Annotated in this window: 23 protein-coding genes and 1 tRNA gene; 6 read left to right on the top strand and 18 right to left on the bottom strand. The window is 38.7% G+C overall.

The features are described from left to right. The first annotated feature begins 189 nt into the window (after positions 1–189). Positions 190–780 (top strand): M23 family metallopeptidase, encoded by a 591-nt coding sequence (locus VB715_RS18035; protein ID WP_323302611.1) that lies wholly within the window; start codon positions 190–192, stop codon positions 778–780. A gap of 81 nt (positions 781–861) precedes the next feature. Here VB715_RS18035 and VB715_RS18040 read toward each other — a convergent pair whose 3' ends face one another. From VB715_RS18040 to VB715_RS18060, 5 genes are all read right to left on the bottom strand, one after another. Further along, on the bottom strand, positions 862–1,716 hold the full coding sequence (locus VB715_RS18040) for a M56 family metallopeptidase (protein WP_323302612.1): 855 nt from the start codon (positions 1,714–1,716) through the stop codon (positions 862–864). Between the two features lie 2 nt (positions 1,717–1,718). Next, entirely contained in the window at positions 1,719–2,138 is a 420-nt protein-coding gene (locus VB715_RS18045) for a BlaI/MecI/CopY family transcriptional regulator (RefSeq protein ID WP_323302613.1), read from the bottom strand. 208 nt (positions 2,139–2,346) lie between these two features. Continuing rightward, positions 2,347–2,580, bottom strand: coding sequence for a DUF6737 family protein (locus tag VB715_RS18050; protein WP_323302614.1), 234 nt, complete (start codon positions 2,578–2,580; stop codon positions 2,347–2,349). Positions 2,581–2,585: 5 nt separating this feature from the next. Further along, positions 2,586–2,945: an NAD(P)H-quinone oxidoreductase subunit M gene (locus VB715_RS18055; RefSeq protein WP_323302615.1), complete on the bottom strand. Its 360-nt coding sequence runs from the start codon at positions 2,943–2,945 to the stop codon at positions 2,586–2,588. Between the two features lie 198 nt (positions 2,946–3,143). Beyond that, positions 3,144–3,656 carry an inorganic diphosphatase gene (locus VB715_RS18060; protein ID WP_323302616.1) on the bottom strand — a complete coding sequence of 171 codons (513 nt, stop codon included), beginning with the start codon at positions 3,654–3,656 and terminating at the stop codon, positions 3,144–3,146. A 333-nt stretch (positions 3,657–3,989) separates the two neighbouring features. On the opposite strand from VB715_RS18060, the gene VB715_RS18065 reads away from it, so the two are divergent. Then, on the top strand, positions 3,990–4,487 hold the full coding sequence (locus VB715_RS18065; protein ID WP_323302617.1) for a 2TM domain-containing protein: 498 nt from the start codon (positions 3,990–3,992) through the stop codon (positions 4,485–4,487). Between the two features lie 75 nt (positions 4,488–4,562). Then, positions 4,563–5,954, top strand: coding sequence for a YcjF family protein (locus VB715_RS18070; RefSeq protein ID WP_323302618.1), 1,392 nt, complete (start codon positions 4,563–4,565; stop codon positions 5,952–5,954). 106 nt (positions 5,955–6,060) lie between these two features. On the opposite strand, the gene VB715_RS18075 is transcribed toward VB715_RS18070, so the two are convergent. The 10 genes from VB715_RS18075 to ebsA form a co-directional block, all read right to left on the bottom strand. Next, positions 6,061–7,695 (bottom strand): alpha-D-glucose phosphate-specific phosphoglucomutase, encoded by a 1,635-nt coding sequence (locus tag VB715_RS18075; RefSeq protein WP_323302619.1) that lies wholly within the window; start codon positions 7,693–7,695, stop codon positions 6,061–6,063. A 155-nt stretch (positions 7,696–7,850) separates the two neighbouring features. After that, the gene (locus VB715_RS18080; protein ID WP_323302620.1) at positions 7,851–8,033 is read right to left on the bottom strand and encodes a DUF2442 domain-containing protein; all 183 of its coding nucleotides are present in this window, start codon (positions 8,031–8,033) and stop codon (positions 7,851–7,853) included. Positions 8,034–8,060: 27 nt separating this feature from the next. After that, the gene (locus tag VB715_RS18085; RefSeq protein ID WP_323302621.1) at positions 8,061–8,327 is read right to left on the bottom strand and encodes a type II toxin-antitoxin system RelE family toxin; all 267 of its coding nucleotides are present in this window, start codon (positions 8,325–8,327) and stop codon (positions 8,061–8,063) included. Next, the gene (locus tag VB715_RS18090; RefSeq protein ID WP_323302622.1) at positions 8,324–8,533 is read right to left on the bottom strand and encodes a hypothetical protein; all 210 of its coding nucleotides are present in this window, start codon (positions 8,531–8,533) and stop codon (positions 8,324–8,326) included. Before VB715_RS18090 ends, VB715_RS18085 begins: the two co-directional genes overlap by 4 nt. A 60-nt stretch (positions 8,534–8,593) precedes the next feature. Beyond that, positions 8,594–9,136, bottom strand: a complete 543-nt coding sequence (locus tag VB715_RS18095) for a hypothetical protein (RefSeq protein WP_323302623.1) — start codon at positions 9,134–9,136, stop codon at positions 8,594–8,596. Continuing rightward, positions 9,111–9,392 (bottom strand): hypothetical protein, encoded by a 282-nt coding sequence (locus tag VB715_RS18100; protein ID WP_323302624.1) that lies wholly within the window; start codon positions 9,390–9,392, stop codon positions 9,111–9,113. The genes VB715_RS18095 and VB715_RS18100 overlap by 26 nt, the downstream gene beginning before the upstream one ends. A gap of 354 nt (positions 9,393–9,746) precedes the next feature. Further along, positions 9,747–10,025: a hypothetical protein gene (locus VB715_RS18105; RefSeq protein ID WP_323302625.1), complete on the bottom strand. Its 279-nt coding sequence runs from the start codon at positions 10,023–10,025 to the stop codon at positions 9,747–9,749. Between the two features lie 18 nt (positions 10,026–10,043). After that, positions 10,044–11,153: a hypothetical protein gene (locus tag VB715_RS18110; protein WP_323302626.1), complete on the bottom strand. Its 1,110-nt coding sequence runs from the start codon at positions 11,151–11,153 to the stop codon at positions 10,044–10,046. 133 nt (positions 11,154–11,286) lie between these two features. Continuing rightward, the gene (locus VB715_RS18115) at positions 11,287–12,348 is read right to left on the bottom strand and encodes a phosphotransacetylase family protein (protein ID WP_323302627.1); all 1,062 of its coding nucleotides are present in this window, start codon (positions 12,346–12,348) and stop codon (positions 11,287–11,289) included. Positions 12,349–12,374: 26 nt separating this feature from the next. Beyond that, positions 12,375–12,761: a type IV pilus biogenesis protein EbsA gene (gene ebsA, locus VB715_RS18120; RefSeq protein WP_323302628.1), complete on the bottom strand. Its 387-nt coding sequence runs from the start codon at positions 12,759–12,761 to the stop codon at positions 12,375–12,377. 236 nt (positions 12,762–12,997) lie between these two features. On the opposite strand from ebsA, the gene VB715_RS18125 reads away from it, so the two are divergent. Genes VB715_RS18125 through tilS form a run of 3 tightly spaced genes read left to right on the top strand, consistent with a single transcriptional unit; the run spans position 12,998 to position 15,676 of the window. Then, positions 12,998–13,675 (top strand): Uma2 family endonuclease, encoded by a 678-nt coding sequence (locus VB715_RS18125; RefSeq protein ID WP_323302629.1) that lies wholly within the window; start codon positions 12,998–13,000, stop codon positions 13,673–13,675. A 10-nt stretch (positions 13,676–13,685) separates the two neighbouring features. Next, positions 13,686–14,669, top strand: coding sequence for a tRNA dihydrouridine(20/20a) synthase DusA (dusA, locus tag VB715_RS18130; protein ID WP_323302630.1), 984 nt, complete (start codon positions 13,686–13,688; stop codon positions 14,667–14,669). Between the two features lie 41 nt (positions 14,670–14,710). Beyond that, positions 14,711–15,676, top strand: coding sequence for a tRNA lysidine(34) synthetase TilS (gene tilS / locus VB715_RS18135; protein ID WP_323302631.1), 966 nt, complete (start codon positions 14,711–14,713; stop codon positions 15,674–15,676). Positions 15,677–15,730: 54 nt separating this feature from the next. On the opposite strand, the gene VB715_RS18140 is transcribed toward tilS, so the two are convergent. From VB715_RS18140 to VB715_RS18150, 3 genes are all read right to left on the bottom strand, one after another. Continuing rightward, a complete protein-coding gene (locus VB715_RS18140) occupies positions 15,731–16,918 on the bottom strand; it encodes an SGNH/GDSL hydrolase family protein (protein ID WP_323302632.1) in 1,188 nt (395 codons plus the stop codon). A gap of 135 nt (positions 16,919–17,053) precedes the next feature. Further along, positions 17,054–17,134, bottom strand: a tRNA-Leu gene (locus VB715_RS18145). Positions 17,135–17,191: 57 nt separating this feature from the next. Continuing rightward, positions 17,192–19,351, bottom strand: coding sequence for a diguanylate cyclase (locus tag VB715_RS18150; RefSeq protein ID WP_323302633.1), 2,160 nt, complete (start codon positions 19,349–19,351; stop codon positions 17,192–17,194). Between the last annotated feature and the right edge of the window lie 9 nt (positions 19,352–19,360).

Below are 19,360 nucleotides of genomic sequence, written 5' to 3' on the forward strand. Positions count from 1 at the left end.
CAATAATTTTGCCCTTCTTCTCAAAAGAAGGGTTTTTTTTGCCTAATTTTCCCTAGATATACCATATTCTGGAGAAGATCGTAAGTGAGCTTGACTTTACCAAACGTCATCTTTCCGCTACAGTGTTTAACAACTCTTTAACTTTCTTAAAAATTGTGAAGGGATCAATGCTGAAATACCTACAAGTTTATGAAATTTTTATCCAATCGATTATTTATCAGTGGTGTAAGTCTTGGAATCTCCTTCCTTTGTCATAATATAGTCTTTGCTTCTGGTGAAACTAATTCTCAACAGAAGCGATTATCGAATACCTCTGGGCATCATTTACCCCAAACACCGCAAAGCTTGACAGGGTATATTTGGCCCGTCCAAGGGGTTGTGACTTCGGGTTTTGGTAAACGCTTTAATAAAATGCACACAGGAGTTGATATTGCGGGCCCCATGGGAACCCCGATTTTTGCCGCCGCTACGGGGGTTGTTGTCTTCACAGGATGGAGTCCAGAAGGCTATGGTAATTTGGTGACATTGCATCATCCTGATGGCAGTTTAAGTTTGTATGGTCACAATTCTCGTATCTTAGTCAGTCAAGGACAACAGGTTAAGCAAGGAGAACAAATTGCGGAGATGGGGAGTACAGGAAACAGTACCGGCCCCCATTTACACTTTGAAATTCGCCCCCAAGGTGGAGTAGCGGTTAATCCCAGGGCTTTTTTACCCACGGAAAACCCCCCTATTAGTCGTTCTCAAAATAGAGAAATTACTGAAGTTCAAGAGTATTAGAAAACTATTTACTAACAGCGATTAGGGCGGCTTTATTTAACATTATTCATTTTTTCTGTGGCCTGTTTCCTATTCCCTCTTTTAACAATGAAACGGAATAGAAAATAGGGGAAGTAAGGTTAACAACATAAAACGCCCATCAAAATTATCAAATCCTAAGTTATCCGACTCATTAAATAATGCTTCAATTCTTTCATTGAGTCGGTTTGCTGTGTTGATATCATGAAAAGCAGCCTCAACCACTCCCAAGGGATTTAAAATTGATATTTTATTGATTTCTTGAGCAACAATTAATAAAGATTCTGCTAAAATCAAGGGATCAACTTCTTGGGTTGCTTGATGATCTGCTCGCATTTCTCTTAATAATAATAAGTCTTGCCACAAGGTTTCTGTGTGAGGTAACCAAAAAGTTATCCGACCTAACCAGCCTAACCAAAAAAACCAAAAGGTGTCATGATAATTAGCATGAGCTTGTTCATGGGCGATAACAGCGTTTAAATGAGCATTATCTAGGGTATCTAAAAGTCCTTGACTTACGACTAATTCAGGCTGCCAAAAGCCAATTTGTGCGCTGTAGGGAAAGGTTATATCCAGAATTCTTGCTTTATACCCTTTAATTGTTTTTTGTGGATAATGTTGGATTTTTTGCGTAGAATACCAACCTTGACAGGTTAATTGTATCCATTTAATAAAGGCAAAACTGAAAAAAATAATTGATAATAAATAACTAAACCGAGTGGCTGGCCAGCCTAACATTTCTCCATGATAGCCCATTAAAATAACGGCAATAGCTGTCATTAATAATAATAATGGTGGAGCGAGAAAATAAACCAGAGATCGCTGCCAACGGTTCATCCAAGGAAACAGAGATAAGGGGAAACTTAACCGTATTCCCCAAGCTAAAAATAAGGCCATTAAAATCATTAGTGAATGCATGGCTATGGTTTCTCCCGTTGACGACGAATGGCTTGTAAACGAGTGGCGATCGCGTCTAATTGTTCTAAGCTTGCCGTATCCAAACTCTCTGCAAATGAGGCTACCATATCAGGGTTACTGATGGCTAGAAATTGTTGAAGTTGTTCATAAGCTTGGAGGGTTTTTGCTTGTTCACGGGAGACTAAGGGTTGCCAAGAAAATGCCCGATTTTGTTTGAAGCATTTTAACCATCCTTTTTGGGTGAGACGGTTTAATACAGTAGTCACAGATGCATAAGCTAGTTCTCGTTCGGGATCAGCTAAAATACGATCATGAATTTGTTTAACTGTGGCAGTCCCTAACTCCCAAATAATTTCTAAAATTTCTGTTTCTAGAGAACCTAATGAGAGTTTTTTGGGGCGATATTCAGGTAAAGGGGCCATAGTTTAGCTTTGACAAAAATTGAATGAAAATTATGAGACTGATGACTGCTTTTATTTTAGTCTTTTCTCTCCTTTTTTAATCATAAATTTTTGTAAAAACCCAAGACTGAGAATAAAAGTAATGATCTAGGATAGGGCGGGTTTATTTAACTTATTTGTGGGAATCATAGACTTTAACAAAAACCCGCCCCTACGGATTTTTGGGAATTTATTGGGTTTGGTGTTCTAAATACTCTTTAAACATTCGGGGATAAATGAGCAAAAAATATACCCACCAAATCATAATAAGCAAGGCTAAACCTAGGGTTAACCAAATAAATTTGGTGATCAACCAAAGGCCACTGACTAACAGTATACCCGTCAAAATAATTGACCAAGGTTGACACCACCAAGGTTTATAGTCCCAAATATTTGTAGATTTAGGCTCAGAAGATTCTGTCATCTAACTTACAGATTATATTTGCCTTCGGTTTCTGGGCTTTCCAGTTTAGGAAGTCCCATACTATAGTTAAGCACACGGCTTTTGAGATTGTAACTAATTTCGCCTTTTTGTAGTAGTGAACGAATAAAATGTTCTAAATCTGAACCAATACGACGCAAATTATAATCTGTTAGTTCTTCTCCACTACAAGCTTCAACTAACCCATCAAATTTACGATACAATTTTTGTAGGGCATCTTCATTCCAATTAAACTCATTATCAGGATCAACATCTAGAGTGAGCATATTCTCACTAGGAACTAATTCACTTTTTTGAATTTCGGCAGTATAGATACGAACATGACGAGTGGTAGACTTGACTAACATAGGTGTCAGAAATGAATAAAGACTTCTATTGAGATGGTAATGGTTTCTGAAAAAAAGAGCAATTAAACTATCGTAAATAAATTAATAGTAGGGGAAATTCATGAATTCCCCCTACAGATAAGGCGACTGTGTAAGTGCTGTTATCTAATGGCCCCCTACAGCTTTTTGTCTTCCCTATCTTCCCTCTCCGTTAAAAATTTACTTACTTCCTGCTTTGACGCATTGTTCAACTAAAGGAAGTACGGCCTCTACATCTTTCCAACCGAGAATTTCTGTCACCTTCTTTTCTAGGTTTTTATAAGTACGGAAAAATTCGGCAATTTCGTCTAAGCGGTGAGGGGCAATATCTTTGAGAGACTTGACTCCAAAATAACGAGGATCTTTATCGGGAACACAGAGAACTTTTTCATCCCGATCGCCACCATCAATCATTTCTAACATCCCAATGGGACGGGCCGTAATCACACAACCAGGAAAAGTTGGTTGATCCATCAACACCATTCCATCTAAGGGATCTCCATCATCCGCTAAGGTATTAGGCACAAACCCATAGTCATAGGGATATTGTACTGAGGCATAGAGTACCCGATCTAAGGCAAAAGCATTAAGATCTTTGTCAAATTCGTATTTATTCTTACTCCCTGCAGGAATTTCAATTAATACATTGATTAAACCAGGTTTCGGTTGGGCCGGAATGCGCGTTAAGTCCACAACTCTCTCCGAATGCTTTACAAGATTAGCTTAATTAGGGACGATTTAATCCCTAGCTGCTTATTTTACAATGGTGCTGCTCGTTTTCGGGAACTTATCTTTAACTTAGCGATGATAATAATCACATCTTGGAGGTGATCTTCCCCATTGAGGCTAAGGGATTAAGCAGACATAATATATACAGGATTCAAAAAGCGGGTGCATACAACAGCAAAGGTTATTTATTGTTTCAGCAGTAAATAGCCCCTTTTTTTTTGGTTTACATACTGAATAAACCCACGGATGAGTTGATCATATAAAATTAAGGAAGACTTAGCCAATCTTAGTATCATTATGTCTGCTTCTGACGTACAACCCCCTGAATCTTATCGCAAGGAAGAGGTTCAAGAAATTCTGCACTTGGCGATCGCCCGCAAAACTGAGTCCGAGGAGTTATCTCGTACCCAACTTTGGGAAATTGCGGCAGAATTAGAGATTGATCCAGAATCTCTACAAATTGCTGAACAAGATTGGTTATCCCAAAAACAACGTCAACAGAAACGAACGGAGTTTGAGCAGTATCGACGGGAACAATTAAAGCAAAAAACTGTCAAGTATTTGATTATTAATGCTTTTTTACTGTTGCTCAATTTTTTGGCTGCTGGTACCTTATCTTGGTCACTATACCTCTTGTTATTATTAGGATTACCCCTGGCTTTAGATAGTTGGAAAACCCTGCAAACTGAAGGGCAAGCCTATGAAAAAGCTTTTCAACAATGGTATTTTAAGAAGGAGATCGAAGAATCAATTTCTAGTGTTTGGAATAAGATTAAGAAAGCTTGGCAGTCTTAAATATTCCCTTGAGATTGATTGAAGATCGGCCATGGGAGGAGTACAATCAAAATAAGGGTGATTATAGGTAAAAAAATGGCGGTTAAACTAAACAAACCGATTTTGGTTGCTGGTGTTGGTCTTTCCTTTTTATTATGGCTTGGGGAAAGTCTTCATCAAGAGATTTTAGCATTCGGAGAATGGGGACTCTTGGGATTAATGGCCCTGGGAAGTGGAGTCTGGTGGTGGCAACAAAAAACACAAGAATTGCCAATTCTTAAACCAATTTCTCCCTTAACCTTAGAAGATGCAAATCAGGCGATCGCCAAGACAGAAACCCTATTAGATTATATAGTTAAAGAATGGCCCAATCTTAACATCTCTAGTCTACAACAAAAATCAAGCCAATTACCAACCAGATTTAATCAATCAGTTGTTTCTCTTGGTTTAGTTGGAGGAACAAAAACAGGAAAAACAACATTAAAATCCTTATTAATAGCTCAAAATATAGATAGTAATCTTGACTTTATAGACAGTGAATACTTACTAATAGATGACAAAAATAAACCAGTTATTTCAGATTTAATTTTATTTTTAACCACAGGAGATTTAACAGAATCTGAATGGCAAATAATTCAACAATTACAGCAAAATCATCAACGCTGTTTAATTGTTTTCAATAAACAAGATCAATATATTCCTGAAGAAAGAGTATTAATTCTACAACAATTACAGCAACGGGTAAAATCAATTATTCCAGCAGAAGATGTTATTTCTATTAATGGCATTCAAACTGAATTAAAAGTTAGGCAATATCAAACAGATGGATCACAGCAAGAATGGATAGAAAATCAACCGCCCAAAATTGAGCCATTAGTTACACGAATTAAACTTATTTTAGAACAGGAAAGACAACAATTAATCTGGGGAAATATTTGGCGTGAAGCAGTAGAAATTAAACAACAAGCTAAAGAAATACTCAATCAAATTAGAAGCGATCACGCCCTTCCTATAATAGAACAATATCAGTGGATAGCTGCGGGAACTGCCTTTGCGAACCCTGTTGCAGCTTTAGATTTATTAGCAACGGCAGCAATTAATACGCAAATGGTTCTTGATTTAAGTGATATTTATAACCTAAAATTCTCCCTAGCTCAAGGACAAACTGTTTCCGCCAAAATTGCTAAGGCAATGGTACAATTAGGAGTAGTTGAATTGTCTACCCATGCCATTAGTGGGTTATTAAAAAGCAATGCAGTCACTTATGTAGCAGGGGGCGTAACCCAAGGCATTAGTGCAGCTTATTTAACCCGTCTAGCTGGCTTAAGTTTAGTTGAATATTTCCAAGAACAAGACATTAATACATCGGGGAATAAAAAAATAGATTTAGAAAAATTATCTCAAAAATTAAAACAAGTCTTTGAGCAAACCAAGCGAACAGAATTACTACAAAACTTGGTTAAACAAGGCATTCCTAAATTAACATAAACTCTCAATAGGATTCATTACACAACTAGGGCGGGTTGATCTGACCTATTTTTGAGTATCATAACTACTCTAAAAAACCCGCCCCTACAATCTTTTGTATAATTAATTAAGTGATTACTGTGGGTTGATCCCGTCCCGTAAACTTCTTAATTTGGGCAATTTCTTCCGCTAATTGAATTAATGGAGATAAAGCTACTTGGGTATCCACATTATGCTTGCTGGCATCAGGTTCATAGCTTTCGACATAAACCCGTAAAGTTGCCCCTTTAGTTCCCGTTCCTGATAAACGGAAAATAATCCGAGAACCATCGGTAAACCCGATCCGAATGCCTTGTTTTTGACTGATACTGCCATCAACCGGATCAATATAAGAAAAGTCATCAGCATAAGCTACTTTATAGCCACCGTAAGACTTTCCTGTCATATCTTGAACCATAGATCTGAGAAGCTTCATTAATTCATTAGCGGGGCCGGACTCCACTTCTTCATAATCATGGCGAGAATAAAAATTGCGTCCATATTCTTGCCAATGATCTCGCACAATTTTTTCAACCGACTCACCCTTAACCGCTAAAATATTGAGCCAGAAAAGCACTGCCCACAGACCATCTTTTTCTCGAATATGATTTGATCCTGTCCCGAAACTTTCCTCCCCACAAAGGGTGGTTTTCCCCGCATCTAATAAATTGCCAAAGAACTTCCAACCCGTCGGGGTTTCATAACAGTCAATGCCTAATTTTTCAGCAACGCGATCTGCTGCGGCACTGGTAGGCATAGAACGGGCCACCCCTACTAAACCATCCTTATAACCAGGGACTAGGGTAGCATTAGCGGTTAAGACTGCCAGACTATCGCTAGGGGTAACAAAGAAATTGCGCCCTAAGATCATATTGCGATCGCCGTCTCCATCAGAAGCGGCCCCAAAATCTGGGGCATCATCTCCGAACATGATTTCCACAAGATCATGGGCATAAACCAGGTTAGGATCAGGATGTCCTCCCCCAAAGTCTTCTAAGGGTGTGCCGTTTTGTACTGTTCCTGTGGGGGCCCCTAAATGTTTCTCAAACAACGCATGAGCATAAGGGCCTGTGACAGCATGGAGAGAGTCCATACACATTCTAAACTTGCCAGAACTCAGGAGAGCCTTAATTTTGTCAAAATCAAATAACGTCTGCATTAACTCCACATAGGGAACTACAGAGTCCAAAACTTCCACATCCATAGTCCCTAATTTAAAGGAACCAGGGCGATCAAGATTAATGTCTGCCGCTTCGAGTATTTTGTATTCTGTAATAGCTTTAGTGCGGTCATAAATGGCATCTGTGACCTTTTCTGGGGCAGGGCCACCATTGCTCACATTGTACTTAACCCCAAAATCTCCATCAGGGCCACCAGGGTTATGACTTGCGGAGAGAATAATGCCCCCCAAAGCGTTATATTTGCGAATAACAGTAGAGGCAGCCGGGGTCGAAAAAATGCCCGCACATCCCACTAAAATGCGTCCAATATTGTTGGCCGCTGCCATTTTGAGGATAATTTGAATGGCTGGGCGGTTATAATAACGGCCATCACCTCCCACTACAAGGGTTGACCCCTCAACACCGTCTAAACTATCAAAGATAGACTGAATAAAATTCTCTAAATAATGAGGCTTTTGGAAGACAGGGACAGCTTTACGGAGTCCAGAGGTTCCTGGTTTTTGATCGTCAAAAGGCGTTGTCGCAATAGTACGAATTGTCATAGTGCCATTAGACCTGAAAACAGTATTTTTCTATACCCTTAAATGGTTTGGGGCATGATTTATAATTACTTTACCTTTATTTAGCCTTATATCAACCAAGGAGTCTAGTTTAAGTAGGGGTCAACGGCCGTTGACCCCTAGTCATTGAATAGAATTTAAGCAGCTACAGTTGTTTTCTTATGGGGACGACGTGCTGGCGAACCTGTTAACATTCCTGAGACACTAATATCCTCATCTATATCAGGCCAATGTATCCCTTGTCCATCACCAATAATTTCATCTTCGGTAATTTGAACGTTTAATAAGCGTGGTTCTATGACATTAACTACAGTGTTCATTCCATGCCTCCGGAATTTTAGATTTAACTAGGGGAAGTGTCTATACATTTCTCTTCTATGCAAAACTCTTACAAAAGTAACAGTATTATCTTGAAAAGAAATACCAATGCGGTAATCTTCTACTCGAATCCGATAATAATTTCCCTTGTGTTTGAGTTTTTTGATATTTGTCAATAGTTCGAGTCTATCTGTATTCTCAACATCTTCAATGATTTGTCTGATTTTATGTACTAAGCTGATATTCCGTAACTTGGCTAAGTCTTTTTCAAAACTTTTCCTAAATTCAGTTTTCATGATTCTCGATTTAGCAGGTTGAAAATACTATCTCTATCAACTAATTCAGTTTTTTCTCCTTCTTCTATGGCCTGTGTCATAGCGATATCTTCAATAACTTCTGTCAGTAATTTCTGAAATTCATCGGGGTTTTCTTGGATGATTTCTAGGATTGCTGTTTTTAGGGTTTCTTTGAGCAGATTTTTGTCTAATGAAAGTTCAGTCATTCCTTTTTCTCTTGAATTAAGGGCGATTCTCTAATTATAATTATTTTCTTGATACCTACCTCACTCCTCAGACTTCTCCTCCTTCTTCAACTCAGGATGCTGTTGTTCTGCATAAACCGTTAAAATCTTCGCCAACAACTCCACCTCACAATCTTTACTCGGACATTTTTGACTCGCTTTTAGTGCTTGTCCCCAATTTTTTAGGTTTGCCTCAGCTTCGGCAATGGCAATTAAGGGATCGGCTTTGTCAGAGGAATCCGTCATCTGGTTGGCAGAGGCGATCACTTCTTTGAGCAACTCAGCGGCTTTATCGGGTTGGTTGAGATTGCCAATGGCTTCGGCAATGGCACTTAAGGCATTGGCTTTGAGAGAGGAATTCGTCATCTGGTTGGCAGAGGCGATCGCTTCTTTGAGCAACTCAGCGGCTTTATCGGGTTGGTTGAGATTGCCAATGGCTTCGGCAATGGCACTTAAGGCATTGGCTTTGAGAGAGGAATTCGTCATCTGGTTGGCAGAGGCGATCGCTTGAGAGAAATGTTGATCCTTAGCAAAGGCTACAACCGCTTGTACTTGAGATTCAGGATGGTTGATTTGCTGACTCACATGAGTCAACTTCCAGCGAAACGGAGGAATAAACTTCTGGAAGTGTGATACTAAATGTAGTGTCTAAAAACTTAGGAACTATTCCCTCTGGTGTACAAAATAAAATTAGGACAACATTAATCAATAACAGTAAAGTAAACCAGTTACGTCTACGAATTAATTCAGCTATCCATTGCACAAACTTAGCTAACGTTTCCGTTGTTTGTTGAACTGTTTCTACTGTTTGCTTTTCAGGATTCTCTGGGGATTCAGGCATATAATAAACCTGCAATGTGGTTATAATTAATAATAGGCTAAAGCCTAATTCTACAAGAACTAAGTCCGCCTTCGCGGACTAAATTCTTGGTTGCGTAGGCAACCTTTGTTTATCTAGCTTAACTCTTTAGGGTTAAGGTCACTGACACAGCTAATTTTGTGTACCAGGATTGGCGTTTTGTTGGGTTTCGTGCCTCAACCCAACCTACAACCTACAATCTATAATTTAACCATATCAACAAAATCACTACACTCAATGGACATTTTGTCTATCTCTTGAAAGTATAAATAATAATTATATTTAGGGTGTGATGATAGATGGTCAAATAAAAGCGCGAGGAGTTAGAACAGAAATTTAGGAAAGAGTTGTAAGGATTTTACGCTCATAATCTCCATATCTTTGAGCATAATAATTCAGAATTGTATCTATCTGTTGTTTAGCATCAGATGAGAGATTAAGGGGATAGTGAAGTTGTAGATGATCTACCTGGCTTTGAGTATAATCAAACTGTTGAGATTGTTGAGGAATTAAGTCAATGATAATCCCTTCAATTTGGCGTAAATGAGCCGCTAATTCTCGATAGATAGCTAAGGGTAAATTAGGATAAGTGATTTGTTCTGGCTCTTGTTTCATGGTGTTAATTATTGGTTTTTAAGACCAATCTGTTAAAGTAATTGTTACATCACCTTTTTGACGACCTCGAAGGCCGGTTTCAGATTTCTGTGAATTGTCATTCGAGCCGATTCGACCATCAAATTCAGCCTGTATTCCAGGTTCAATGGTGTAAGTAGCTGCTAATTCAACTCTCATACTGCTAATAATTTTTTTGGTTCCTTTCTCTGAAATTTGCAAAGTCAGAGTCGAAACTTGCAAAGTTTTTTCTCCTGAATTACAGAGTGTTCCGTTAACGAGTGGATTAGCTGAATTTTCATCTTTAATCTCGACTTCTTGTAAAACAATATTATTGACTGTGCCATAGCCACTCGGTTCTGGGGGGGCAATAGGCGGAGCCTTAGGGGTAGGGGGTTGGACTGGCTCTTCTGCTGGTTCTCCCACAGCACGGGATACATTTAACCCATACTGCTCCAAGACAATATAAGGTTGGAGACTATTGCCATTAATAGATTTAACCCGTACTTGTCCATTGGAGAGGGCGGCCCCTTCTGTTACCTGACGGGCCACATTTTCATTGGGGACTTTAACAATAGCCACTGATTTTCCATTAAACTTAACGACACCTGAGACAAATACCCCTCTCGCTTCATTGGGAATGGGTAAGCTCGGTTCTGGAATGGAAGGCGGAACGGAAGATACAACGGAAGATGAAGCTTGACAGCGACTTTCAACAGCCACCGCATTAGTTACCCCGCCACGACTTGACCCAGCAGCAGCATTAGTCGCTCCGCCACCACTTGACCCAGGCTTAGTATTAGTTACACCGCTAGTATCGGTTTTCCCTTTAACCACTGGTGCCAAGGGTAGAAAAGCAAAGGGGTTATTTTTATTTTGTGGTTTTTTGATTTCGTTGCGGCGGGTACTGGGATCAGTAGAGGGAATTAAGTTATTTGTAGGAGGTGCTGGGGGAGTAACTGCGGTTTCGTCGGTTTTTTCAGGGGTTTTTCCCGCTTTTTTAGACCCATCATCAGGAGATTCAGCGACAGGAGGCTCTTCTGAGGGTTCCTCAGATTTTTGGAACAAGCCACACCCGCCTAATGTCAGAGCTAGATAACTCATCAGTAGGACTAAGGGTAATTTTTTCATGGTTAGTTTGGTCAAAAAAGAGTATTCAGACTACTACTTTACAATATTAGCCTGATTTCTCTGGGGGGACTGGCCACAAAAAGACGGAAAATTACTGATTTTCCTTATAATTTAGGATATTTCTCCCATAAGGCTAAAGTCCTAATTTGTCCATTAATTGAGAGATTTCAAAAGCATCTCCCATTAATTCCTGAATACAGCTAACCTTAATTTTTTCTTGCAGTCGCACTTTCCCAAAGGCTTGATCAACAATTTCAACAGTGCCTAAGGTATCAAGATCCACTGAAAGAATGGGAACTTCTAAATCTTCGGCCCGACTGATGATTAATGGTTGAGGTGCCATGTGTCCCGTCAGAATCAGACAACTGGTAGAGGTTTCTAGGGCAGCCAGTTGTAAATCTGTGCGATCGCCTCCCGTGACAACTGCCTTATTTTGTCCTTGACGGAAATATTCTAAGGCGGAATTAACATTCATGGCCCCAATGGTGAGACTTTCTACCATTAAGTCTAGGCGATCGCTACGGCATAAAACCTGGGCGTTTAATTGGTGAGCAATTTCTCTGACGCTGACACTCCGCAGTAAACGACTCGACGGCAACAACCCTAAAACCGTAATTCCCCGACTCTCTAGATAGGGTTTGACCAAAGTGCGAGTGGCTTCTAGGGCTTCAGTGGGAATATCATTAATTAACACCCCGATCAGATGAGAGCCTAATTCTGCCTTGGCTTTTAAGATACTATCAACGACTAAGGGAGAATTATAGCGGGCCACCAGCAAAATGGCCGCGTCTAGGGTTTGGGCCATATCCCCAAGGGATAGGCCAAATAAACTGCCTTCCCAGAGTGTCCCTGCCCCTTCTAAAATCGCCACATCAACCGCAAGATCGGATAATTGTTGCTGTAATAATTGGCTATAATTTGTTGTATCTTCTCCCGTCAGGCGTTTTTCAACGGTTTTGTCTTCTAGGGAGATAAGAGGCGATCGCACTCGCTCCTCTGGTAAACTTAAAGCCTCAGAGATAAACTGTACATCGGCTTCGGTTTGGCTATCCTCCGAATAAGTACCGAGGGGTTTACTATAAGCAAAGGATAATCCTTTTGCTTGAAATTGATGGGCCAGTCCTAGGATGGTTCCTGATTTACCACTATAGGCTTCTATTGACCCGACTAATAAATATTTGGCTGACTGTGCCACCCTGTTACTCCTTATCGTTTAATGGGTCACGAGGCTGATTCTTCACAGTGTAGCAACTTGCGATAGAATCCTTGAGGGAAATCTACTGAGTTGGCTGCTTGAAAAGTTTTCAGGACTTCAATCAGATGGTCGATGAATTCTGCATTGAGAATGGTGATTTCATAGCTTAATTCTGCTTGTCCATCAAACTGCATTCGACAACGGGTTAATTCAGAGGGTAGCTTAGACACATACCAGGAAGCAACAAAAGGGATACCTTGGCCTCCTTCAATGCGTCGTTGTCCTTCGAGATGACCTTGGGAGTACAAAGAGATAGCATAGGGAAGAATTTTATGTTTATCTTTGTGATAGTAAGGTTGATAGATCATCACCTCAGCTTTGGCCGCAGGTGGAATTTGATCGATGGTAGTCATAATGGGCCTTAACCTTCAAAGGTTTGATGGATGATTGTTCAAAATCCGGCTTTATTCCATTATAGGTAACTTTGGCATCTATATTTTGTCTCAGGGTTGAGATTTTTGAGTTTTCCTCTCCCCTTAAAACAGCGATCGCTTAATCTATTGTTGTGTCTATAATTAAGTTAATAAAGTCCTAAAACCCCAACACTCTCTGACTAATTTCAATCTTTCTGAGTTAATTAAATAATAAGATGCTATTAAACTATAATCCTCGCCATTGTCTTCCTTCTGCTGAAGATTTACCCGATTCTGATGATACTCCTGTGGATAATCAATTACAAGACTTAATTCCTCATATTCTTCAAACTATTCTTGCCTTAATTTGGTCAGAAAGACAAGATTGGTATTTTGGGGTTGATATGGGAATCTATTATGATCCGAATGAACCTGCCATTGTCCCTGATGGGTTTTTAAGTATTGGTGTTCCCCGCATTATTGATGAAGATTTACGCTTATCTTATGTCTTATGGGAAGAACAGAAAGTTCCTATTTTAGCTTTAGAAGTTGTTTCCCAAACAAGACGTAAAGAATATACAGAAAAAAAAGATTTTTATGCCGAGATGGGAATTTTATATTATGTAATTTATAATCCATTGCGTAAGAGAAAACCCAGATTAGAAGTGTATCAATTAAATAATGGTAATTATGAATTATTACCAGGGGAGATAATTTGGTTATCAGAATTAAATTTAGGAATAGGTAAAGAAATTGGAACCTATCAAGGTATTAAAAGAGAATGGTTATATTGGTATGATCAAGATGGAAAACGCTATTTAACCCCAGAAGAAAGGGCGTTACAAGCACAAGAAAGAACTAAAAAATTAGAAGAAAAACTGAGAAGTTTAGGGGTTGATCCTGATCAATTATAAAATTGAATTTATGAACAACAATCAAAATTGCCAGATTAACCCTTTGAGTGTAGCACCGATGATGGACTACACTGATCGCCATTTTCGCTATTTTATGCGTCAAATTACCCATCATACTCTACTATACACGGAAATGATTGTCACCGCAGCAATAAAACATGGTGATAAAGCAAAACTTTTGAACTTTTCTCCTGAAGAAAAACCTTTATCTTTGCAGTTAGGAGGAGATAACCCTCAAGAGTTAGCAGAATGTGCAGTTATTGCAGAAGATTGGGGTTATGACGAAGTTAATTTGAATGTAGGTTGTCCTAGCGATCGCGTACAAAGTGGTAATTTTGGGGCCTGTTTAATGGCCAACCCTGAATTAGTGGCCGAAGCAGTTGAAAAAATGCAGCAAGCAGTTAATATTCCCGTTACAATTAAGCATAGAATTGGCATTGATGAGCAGGATAATTATGAAGATATGGCTCATTTTGTTCGGGTTGTTTCCGAAGCAGGATGTCAACGGTTTACGGTACACGCAAGAAAAGCTTGGTTAAAGGGTTTAAGTCCTAAAGAAAATCGCAATATTCCTCCCTTAAGATATGAGGATGTTTATCGTCTTAAAGAGGAGTTTACTCAGCTTTTTATTGAGATAAATGGGGGTATTATTAATCTTGAACAAGTGAGAGATCATTTACAGTTTGTAGATGGGGTTATGATTGGTAGAGCAGCTTATGATAACCCTTATTTATTTGCTACAGTAGATCGAGATATTTATCAGCAAAATGTCATACCTCCGACTCGTCATGAGGTTATAGAAAGGATGTTCCCTTATATTGATTATTGGGTGAGTCGTGGGGTCAAACTTCATAGTATTAGTCGTCATTTATTAGCTATTTTTGCAGGTGTTCCAGGGACAAAAGCATGGAAACGTCATATTAGTGAAAATGCTTGTTTATCTAGTGCAGATGCTCAAGTGATTGCTGATGCTTTGCTAAAAGTACCTCGTTAAATCATGTTATTATAGTCTATTTAATATTAACTAAGCGTAAAATGTGGACACCACTTCATGCTAGACTTCATCAAACCCTAAAAGACAGGGATTTATTACCTAAAAATAATCATCTCTTAATTGCGGTTTCAGGAGGACAAGATTCTCTTTGTTTACTTAAACTTTTGAATGATTTACAATCAAAATGGTCTTGGAAAATAGCAATTGCTCACTGTGATCATGGGTGGGCCTCTGATATTGGAATTGCTGATCATGTAGAAGAATTAGCTCAAAATTGGGGGATATCTTTTTATTTGAAAATTGCCTCAACCATGAAAGAAACGGAAGCAGCAGCAAGAGAATGGCGATATCAAGCATTAATAGAAATTGCTCAAGAAAATGAGTTTACAGAAATTGTTACAGGACATACATTAAGCGATCGCGCTGAGACTTTACTCTATAATTTAATAAGAGGTTCGGGAACGACGGGACTTGGTGCCTTAACTTGGAAACGTCCTTTAACTGATAAAATCAATTTAGTTCGTCCTTTATTAAATGTTTCCCGTGCTGAAACTTTGGCCTTTTGTCAACAGTTTCAGATCCCAATTTGGGAAGATGCTGTTAATGCTAATATTGACTATGCTCGTAACCGTATTCGTCAGCAATTATTACCTTATTTAAAAGAAAATTTTAATCCTAATATTGAAAATAATTTATCTCAAACTGCCGAAATATTAAAAGCAGAATCTGATTATTTAGAAACGGAAGCAAAGAATATTTTACTTCAGGTAATTTCCCCTAACAAAACTCAATTAAATCATCTAATTTTACGCACAGTTCCCTTAGCTTTGCAACGGCGAATAATGCGCCAATTTTTGCAACAACTTGGCACTCAACAACCAAATTTTGAGCAAATAGAAGCTATGGTTAATTTGATTGATGCACCCAGGCGATCTCGGACTTCTTCTCTTCCTGGTAATCTTATTGCAGAAGTTCAAGAAGAATGGATTATTATTATACAATTATAGGGCTAAATTACCAACTACTAACTTGATTTATTATTCTCAATTTTATCGCGTTATTTATTGTTGAGAACAAACCTTATCAGCAATCAATTCACCTGCTAATTGATGTCCTAATTCGTTCCAATGTCCACTACCCATTACTGTATTATCAAATCCATGTAAAAACTGTTTATTTTGATCAGCATAAGCTTGTAATAATGGGGCTAATGTTAACACTTCAAATTGTTCTTTTTTACCCAAGTTAGCAATGCGTTCATCAGGATAAAATTCATTAGTAATCTTTTCTTGATTAAAATAGTTTTCTCGCAAAGAAAGATCAGGATAAACTTGAGCCGGGTTACTTAATGTTACTACTAAAAAATCAGAATTGAGGACTTTTGTTTCATCTCGAATTAAAGTAATTAGTTTTTCAGTAATGTCCCAAGCATCTTGCCAATCTTTATTAGAATTACCATAAAGTTCAGGGGTAAAATCAAGATAGTTCACAACATCTTTATTCTCAGGTTTTCCCTCATTTCCTAAGATACTACGCTGATTTTTCATGGCAACTCTTGCTTCATTAATTACCTGAAGAATTCGAGAATGATTAACAATGGAAAAAATTAATCTTCTCGGCCAACTATTACGCCATTGATAGGTTTCTGTCTCCTTAAAAGATGTATCAAGAACATATTTTCCGTCTTGTTTAACTAAAAAGGGACTAAAGCGATCCGGTGGACTTAAAACTTTTGAATTATTAATAATATCATTACCCGTAAACACAGCTAAAATAACTAAATCAGGGGAATATTTCACTACATTATTTTTCAGTGTCATTAATTCTTGTGCAGTACCATAGTCACCCACTCCAAAATTAATTACCTCAATTTTTTGTCCCTTAAATGCTTGACATTGAGGCAATTTATTTTCAATCAATGACCAAAAAGTTTTGTCAGCATTAACTTGAATTGCTTCCGCAAAAGAATCTCCTAAAACAGCAATTCTAAACGTATTTTGTGGTTTTTCTAAAGTATAATCTTTGTCTCGTAATCCCTGTTTATTAACTGAAACCCATCCTTTTCCTTCATGAGTCCACCATCCTGATATTCCTGGGATTAAAGCATGGCCTCGATTTGCATCCGCTTGATAAAAACTTGGATAAGAAATACCGACAATTCTTAACCCAATTTCCCCAATTACTAAGGCAAAGATAATCCCACCTAATCCAACCAGTAAATTAATTCCAATTTGTTTAAGTTGCGGCATAAAAATCGTCTATATTTTTATTCTCAATCCGCGCTGAGTCGCTATTGCTTCATTATTGACCGAATTGATGACTAGGATGTTCCATAATCGAAGCTTGACAAAATTGCAGTTTTGTGGTATCAGTCAATTAATTAATGCGGACGGAGAGACTCGAACTCTCACGCCAAAGACACTAGAACCTAAATCTAGCGCGTCTACCAATTCCGCCACGTCCGCTTGTGTCCGGCTTATAATCATAACACAAGTTAATCAATTTAGGCAAGATTTTTGCAACTAACGGGGAAACCAATAAATCTCCGTTGACTTGCAGGAAGGACGCACCTGAGATAAATAACGTAAATAATCAGCTAAATTATGCCCATTTAAAGGCGTTAACAGATAATCTTCTACTTGTAGCTTACGACTTACCCAAGGTATTCCTTCACCTACTTGATCGCTCAAAGCAATAATCGGAACCCCTTCTAATTTGGGCTGTTGATGAAGATATTTAGCCCAATTTTTAGCTGTATTTTCATCAATATCACTATCAATAATTACAGCAGTTATTGACTCAGAAAGCATCAGGGAAGAAATAGATTTTGGTTCATGAAGAAACTGGACATCTATTTGATTCTTATTCAACCATAACTTTAACCTTTGCCGGTTTTGACTATCTTTTGTAATTACTAAAACCTTTAAAAGTGCAGAAGAATTATCCCGATAATCTATCTTGTTAATCTGATCTGAACTAGGCTTTTCTAAGCATAATGTACAACTTGGTAGATCATAAATATTCCCGGTCGTGGTAACTAGAGGTAAATTACAACGAGCGCATTCATTAACTTGATAGTTTCCTGTTAAAAAATTCCCAAAAGCGTAGGTATCTCCTTGTAAAGAAAGTTGTTGATAATCAGATCGCTGCTCAAATTTATGCCAGACATTTAAAAAGTCTTGATGATAGCCCTCGTATTGATAAACTAACCCATCAAAAGGCAAAATTCCTTCCGTGGGACTATTAATTTTGATGCCACGACTCACAAAATAAGCGACATAGCTTTTCAATAAATCTGTCGGACTAGAAGGCTCATTTTTTTCGGCAAGCTTTACCACAGGCTGCATAAAGTCGGATGAGGTAGTCCAAAATGTCTCTTTGGGATGATATAAAACAATGCGATCACGTCCTTGATCTTTGGCTTTGTACAAAGCTTGATCTGCTTGATTTAATAACAGTTTAGTAGACATTTCTAGCCGAGGAATGACACAGCTTACCCCCAAACTTAAGGTCACATAATCACTCACATTAAGAGAAGCAGCCGGAATTTTTAATCCTTTGACAGCGGTCCGAATTTGCTCCGCCAGATGAACCGCACCAGATGCTTCGGTATTGGGTAAAAGGACCACAAATTCTTCACCCCCATAACGAGCAACTAAATCCCCTGGACGGTGTAAGGTATATTTCAGGACATTAGCAATTTCTTGTAAACAGCTATCGCCTTCTGGATGACCATAAGTATCGTTATAGGGCTTAAAAAAGTCCACATCACATAAAATCAAAGACAAAGGTTTTTTTTCCCTGGCCATGCGTCGCCATTCTTCGTCAAAATATTGTTCAAAATAATGACGATTGGCAACTTGAGTTAATTTGTCTTGGAAAGCAATGGTTTCTAATTTCTGATTAATAGTATTGAGGTGCTGATAAAAGCTATCCTGTTGAATCGAAATGGCAATCTGAGTTGCTAATAAAGATAATAAACCAATTTCTGACTCTGTCCACTGACGGAAATCAGAACATTGATGAACGATCAGCAGCCCCCATAAGCTTTGGGCTGTGCTAGGATAACGTCGGTTTGGTTTGGGGTAAGTAGGGTCAAAAGGGGTCAAGGTGGCTCGATTTTGGAGAATGGGAACAATTACCTTAGCTTTGACCTCAAACAAGCTATCAAAAGTCATCATACTCGCTGGCTTAGGGCTGTTTTGATGAACATTCCCCACCACTTCTATATTTCCCTGTTCCCAAGTGTGAAGATCGGCAAAGGTCAGAAATTGTCCAAGTTTGGCGTGTTGTAGGGTTTTCCAAGGTCTTTTTCGCCATTCTTCAACCACTGTCATCCCTCCTGAGTCCATCCGTTGGGCAATGATGACCCGATCTGTTTGCAGAAATTGAGAAATTCCTGTTACAGCAGTATGAAGCAAATCCCGTAAAGTGAAAGGATTTTGTATCGGTGAGTTAAAAACTCCTTGCTCGGAATTACCTGTCATCGTTTGGTTAACCCATCCCTTTTGCGGGTAATGGGGATGATGTCCCTGCCCGGCTGTTACCGTTTCTATTTCATTATTATCAACACTATAGGGAACTTCTTGTTCACAGTGGCGGCAAAACCACCCCATTTGTCCTCCCCGAACATGAGGCCATAGGGGGGACGCACAGAGTGGACATTGATGCTGCGTTGTCATAATTTTCTA

The sequence above is a fragment of the Crocosphaera sp. UHCC 0190 genome, assembly GCF_034932065.1.
Taxonomy (GTDB): Bacteria; Cyanobacteriota; Cyanobacteriia; order Cyanobacteriales; family Microcystaceae; genus UHCC-0190.

Excerpts from the sequence above, each read along its gene's own strand:
- VB715_RS18035 (WP_323302611.1), top strand. The coding sequence starts at position 190 with ATGAAATTTTTATCCAATCGATTATTTATCAGTGGTGTAAGTCTTGGA.
- VB715_RS18040 (WP_323302612.1), bottom strand. The coding sequence starts at position 1,716 with ATGCATTCACTAATGATTTTAATGGCCTTATTTTTAGCTTGGGGAATA.
- VB715_RS18045 (WP_323302613.1), bottom strand. The coding sequence starts at position 2,138 with ATGGCCCCTTTACCTGAATATCGCCCCAAAAAACTCTCATTAGGTTCT.
- VB715_RS18050 (WP_323302614.1), bottom strand. The coding sequence starts at position 2,580 with ATGACAGAATCTTCTGAGCCTAAATCTACAAATATTTGGGACTATAAA.
- VB715_RS18055 (WP_323302615.1), bottom strand. The coding sequence starts at position 2,945 with ATGTTAGTCAAGTCTACCACTCGTCATGTTCGTATCTATACTGCCGAA.
- VB715_RS18065 (WP_323302617.1), top strand. The coding sequence starts at position 3,990 with ATGTCTGCTTCTGACGTACAACCCCCTGAATCTTATCGCAAGGAAGAG.
- VB715_RS18070 (WP_323302618.1), top strand. The coding sequence starts at position 4,563 with ATGGCGGTTAAACTAAACAAACCGATTTTGGTTGCTGGTGTTGGTCTT.
- VB715_RS18075 (WP_323302619.1), bottom strand. The coding sequence starts at position 7,695 with ATGACAATTCGTACTATTGCGACAACGCCTTTTGACGATCAAAAACCA.
- VB715_RS18080 (WP_323302620.1), bottom strand. The coding sequence starts at position 8,033 with ATGAACACTGTAGTTAATGTCATAGAACCACGCTTATTAAACGTTCAA.
- VB715_RS18085 (WP_323302621.1), bottom strand. The coding sequence starts at position 8,327 with ATGAAAACTGAATTTAGGAAAAGTTTTGAAAAAGACTTAGCCAAGTTA.
- VB715_RS18090 (WP_323302622.1), bottom strand. The coding sequence starts at position 8,533 with ATGACTGAACTTTCATTAGACAAAAATCTGCTCAAAGAAACCCTAAAA.
- VB715_RS18100 (WP_323302624.1), bottom strand. The coding sequence starts at position 9,392 with ATGCCTGAATCCCCAGAGAATCCTGAAAAGCAAACAGTAGAAACAGTT.
- VB715_RS18105 (WP_323302625.1), bottom strand. The coding sequence starts at position 10,025 with ATGAAACAAGAGCCAGAACAAATCACTTATCCTAATTTACCCTTAGCT.
- VB715_RS18110 (WP_323302626.1), bottom strand. The coding sequence starts at position 11,153 with ATGAAAAAATTACCCTTAGTCCTACTGATGAGTTATCTAGCTCTGACA.
- ebsA (WP_323302628.1), bottom strand. The coding sequence starts at position 12,761 with ATGACTACCATCGATCAAATTCCACCTGCGGCCAAAGCTGAGGTGATG.
- VB715_RS18125 (WP_323302629.1), top strand. The coding sequence starts at position 12,998 with ATGCTATTAAACTATAATCCTCGCCATTGTCTTCCTTCTGCTGAAGAT.
- dusA (WP_323302630.1), top strand. The coding sequence starts at position 13,686 with ATGAACAACAATCAAAATTGCCAGATTAACCCTTTGAGTGTAGCACCG.
- tilS (WP_323302631.1), top strand. The coding sequence starts at position 14,711 with ATGTGGACACCACTTCATGCTAGACTTCATCAAACCCTAAAAGACAGG.
- VB715_RS18140 (WP_323302632.1), bottom strand. The coding sequence starts at position 16,918 with ATGCCGCAACTTAAACAAATTGGAATTAATTTACTGGTTGGATTAGGT.
- VB715_RS18150 (WP_323302633.1), bottom strand. The coding sequence starts at position 19,351 with ATGACAACGCAGCATCAATGTCCACTCTGTGCGTCCCCCCTATGGCCT.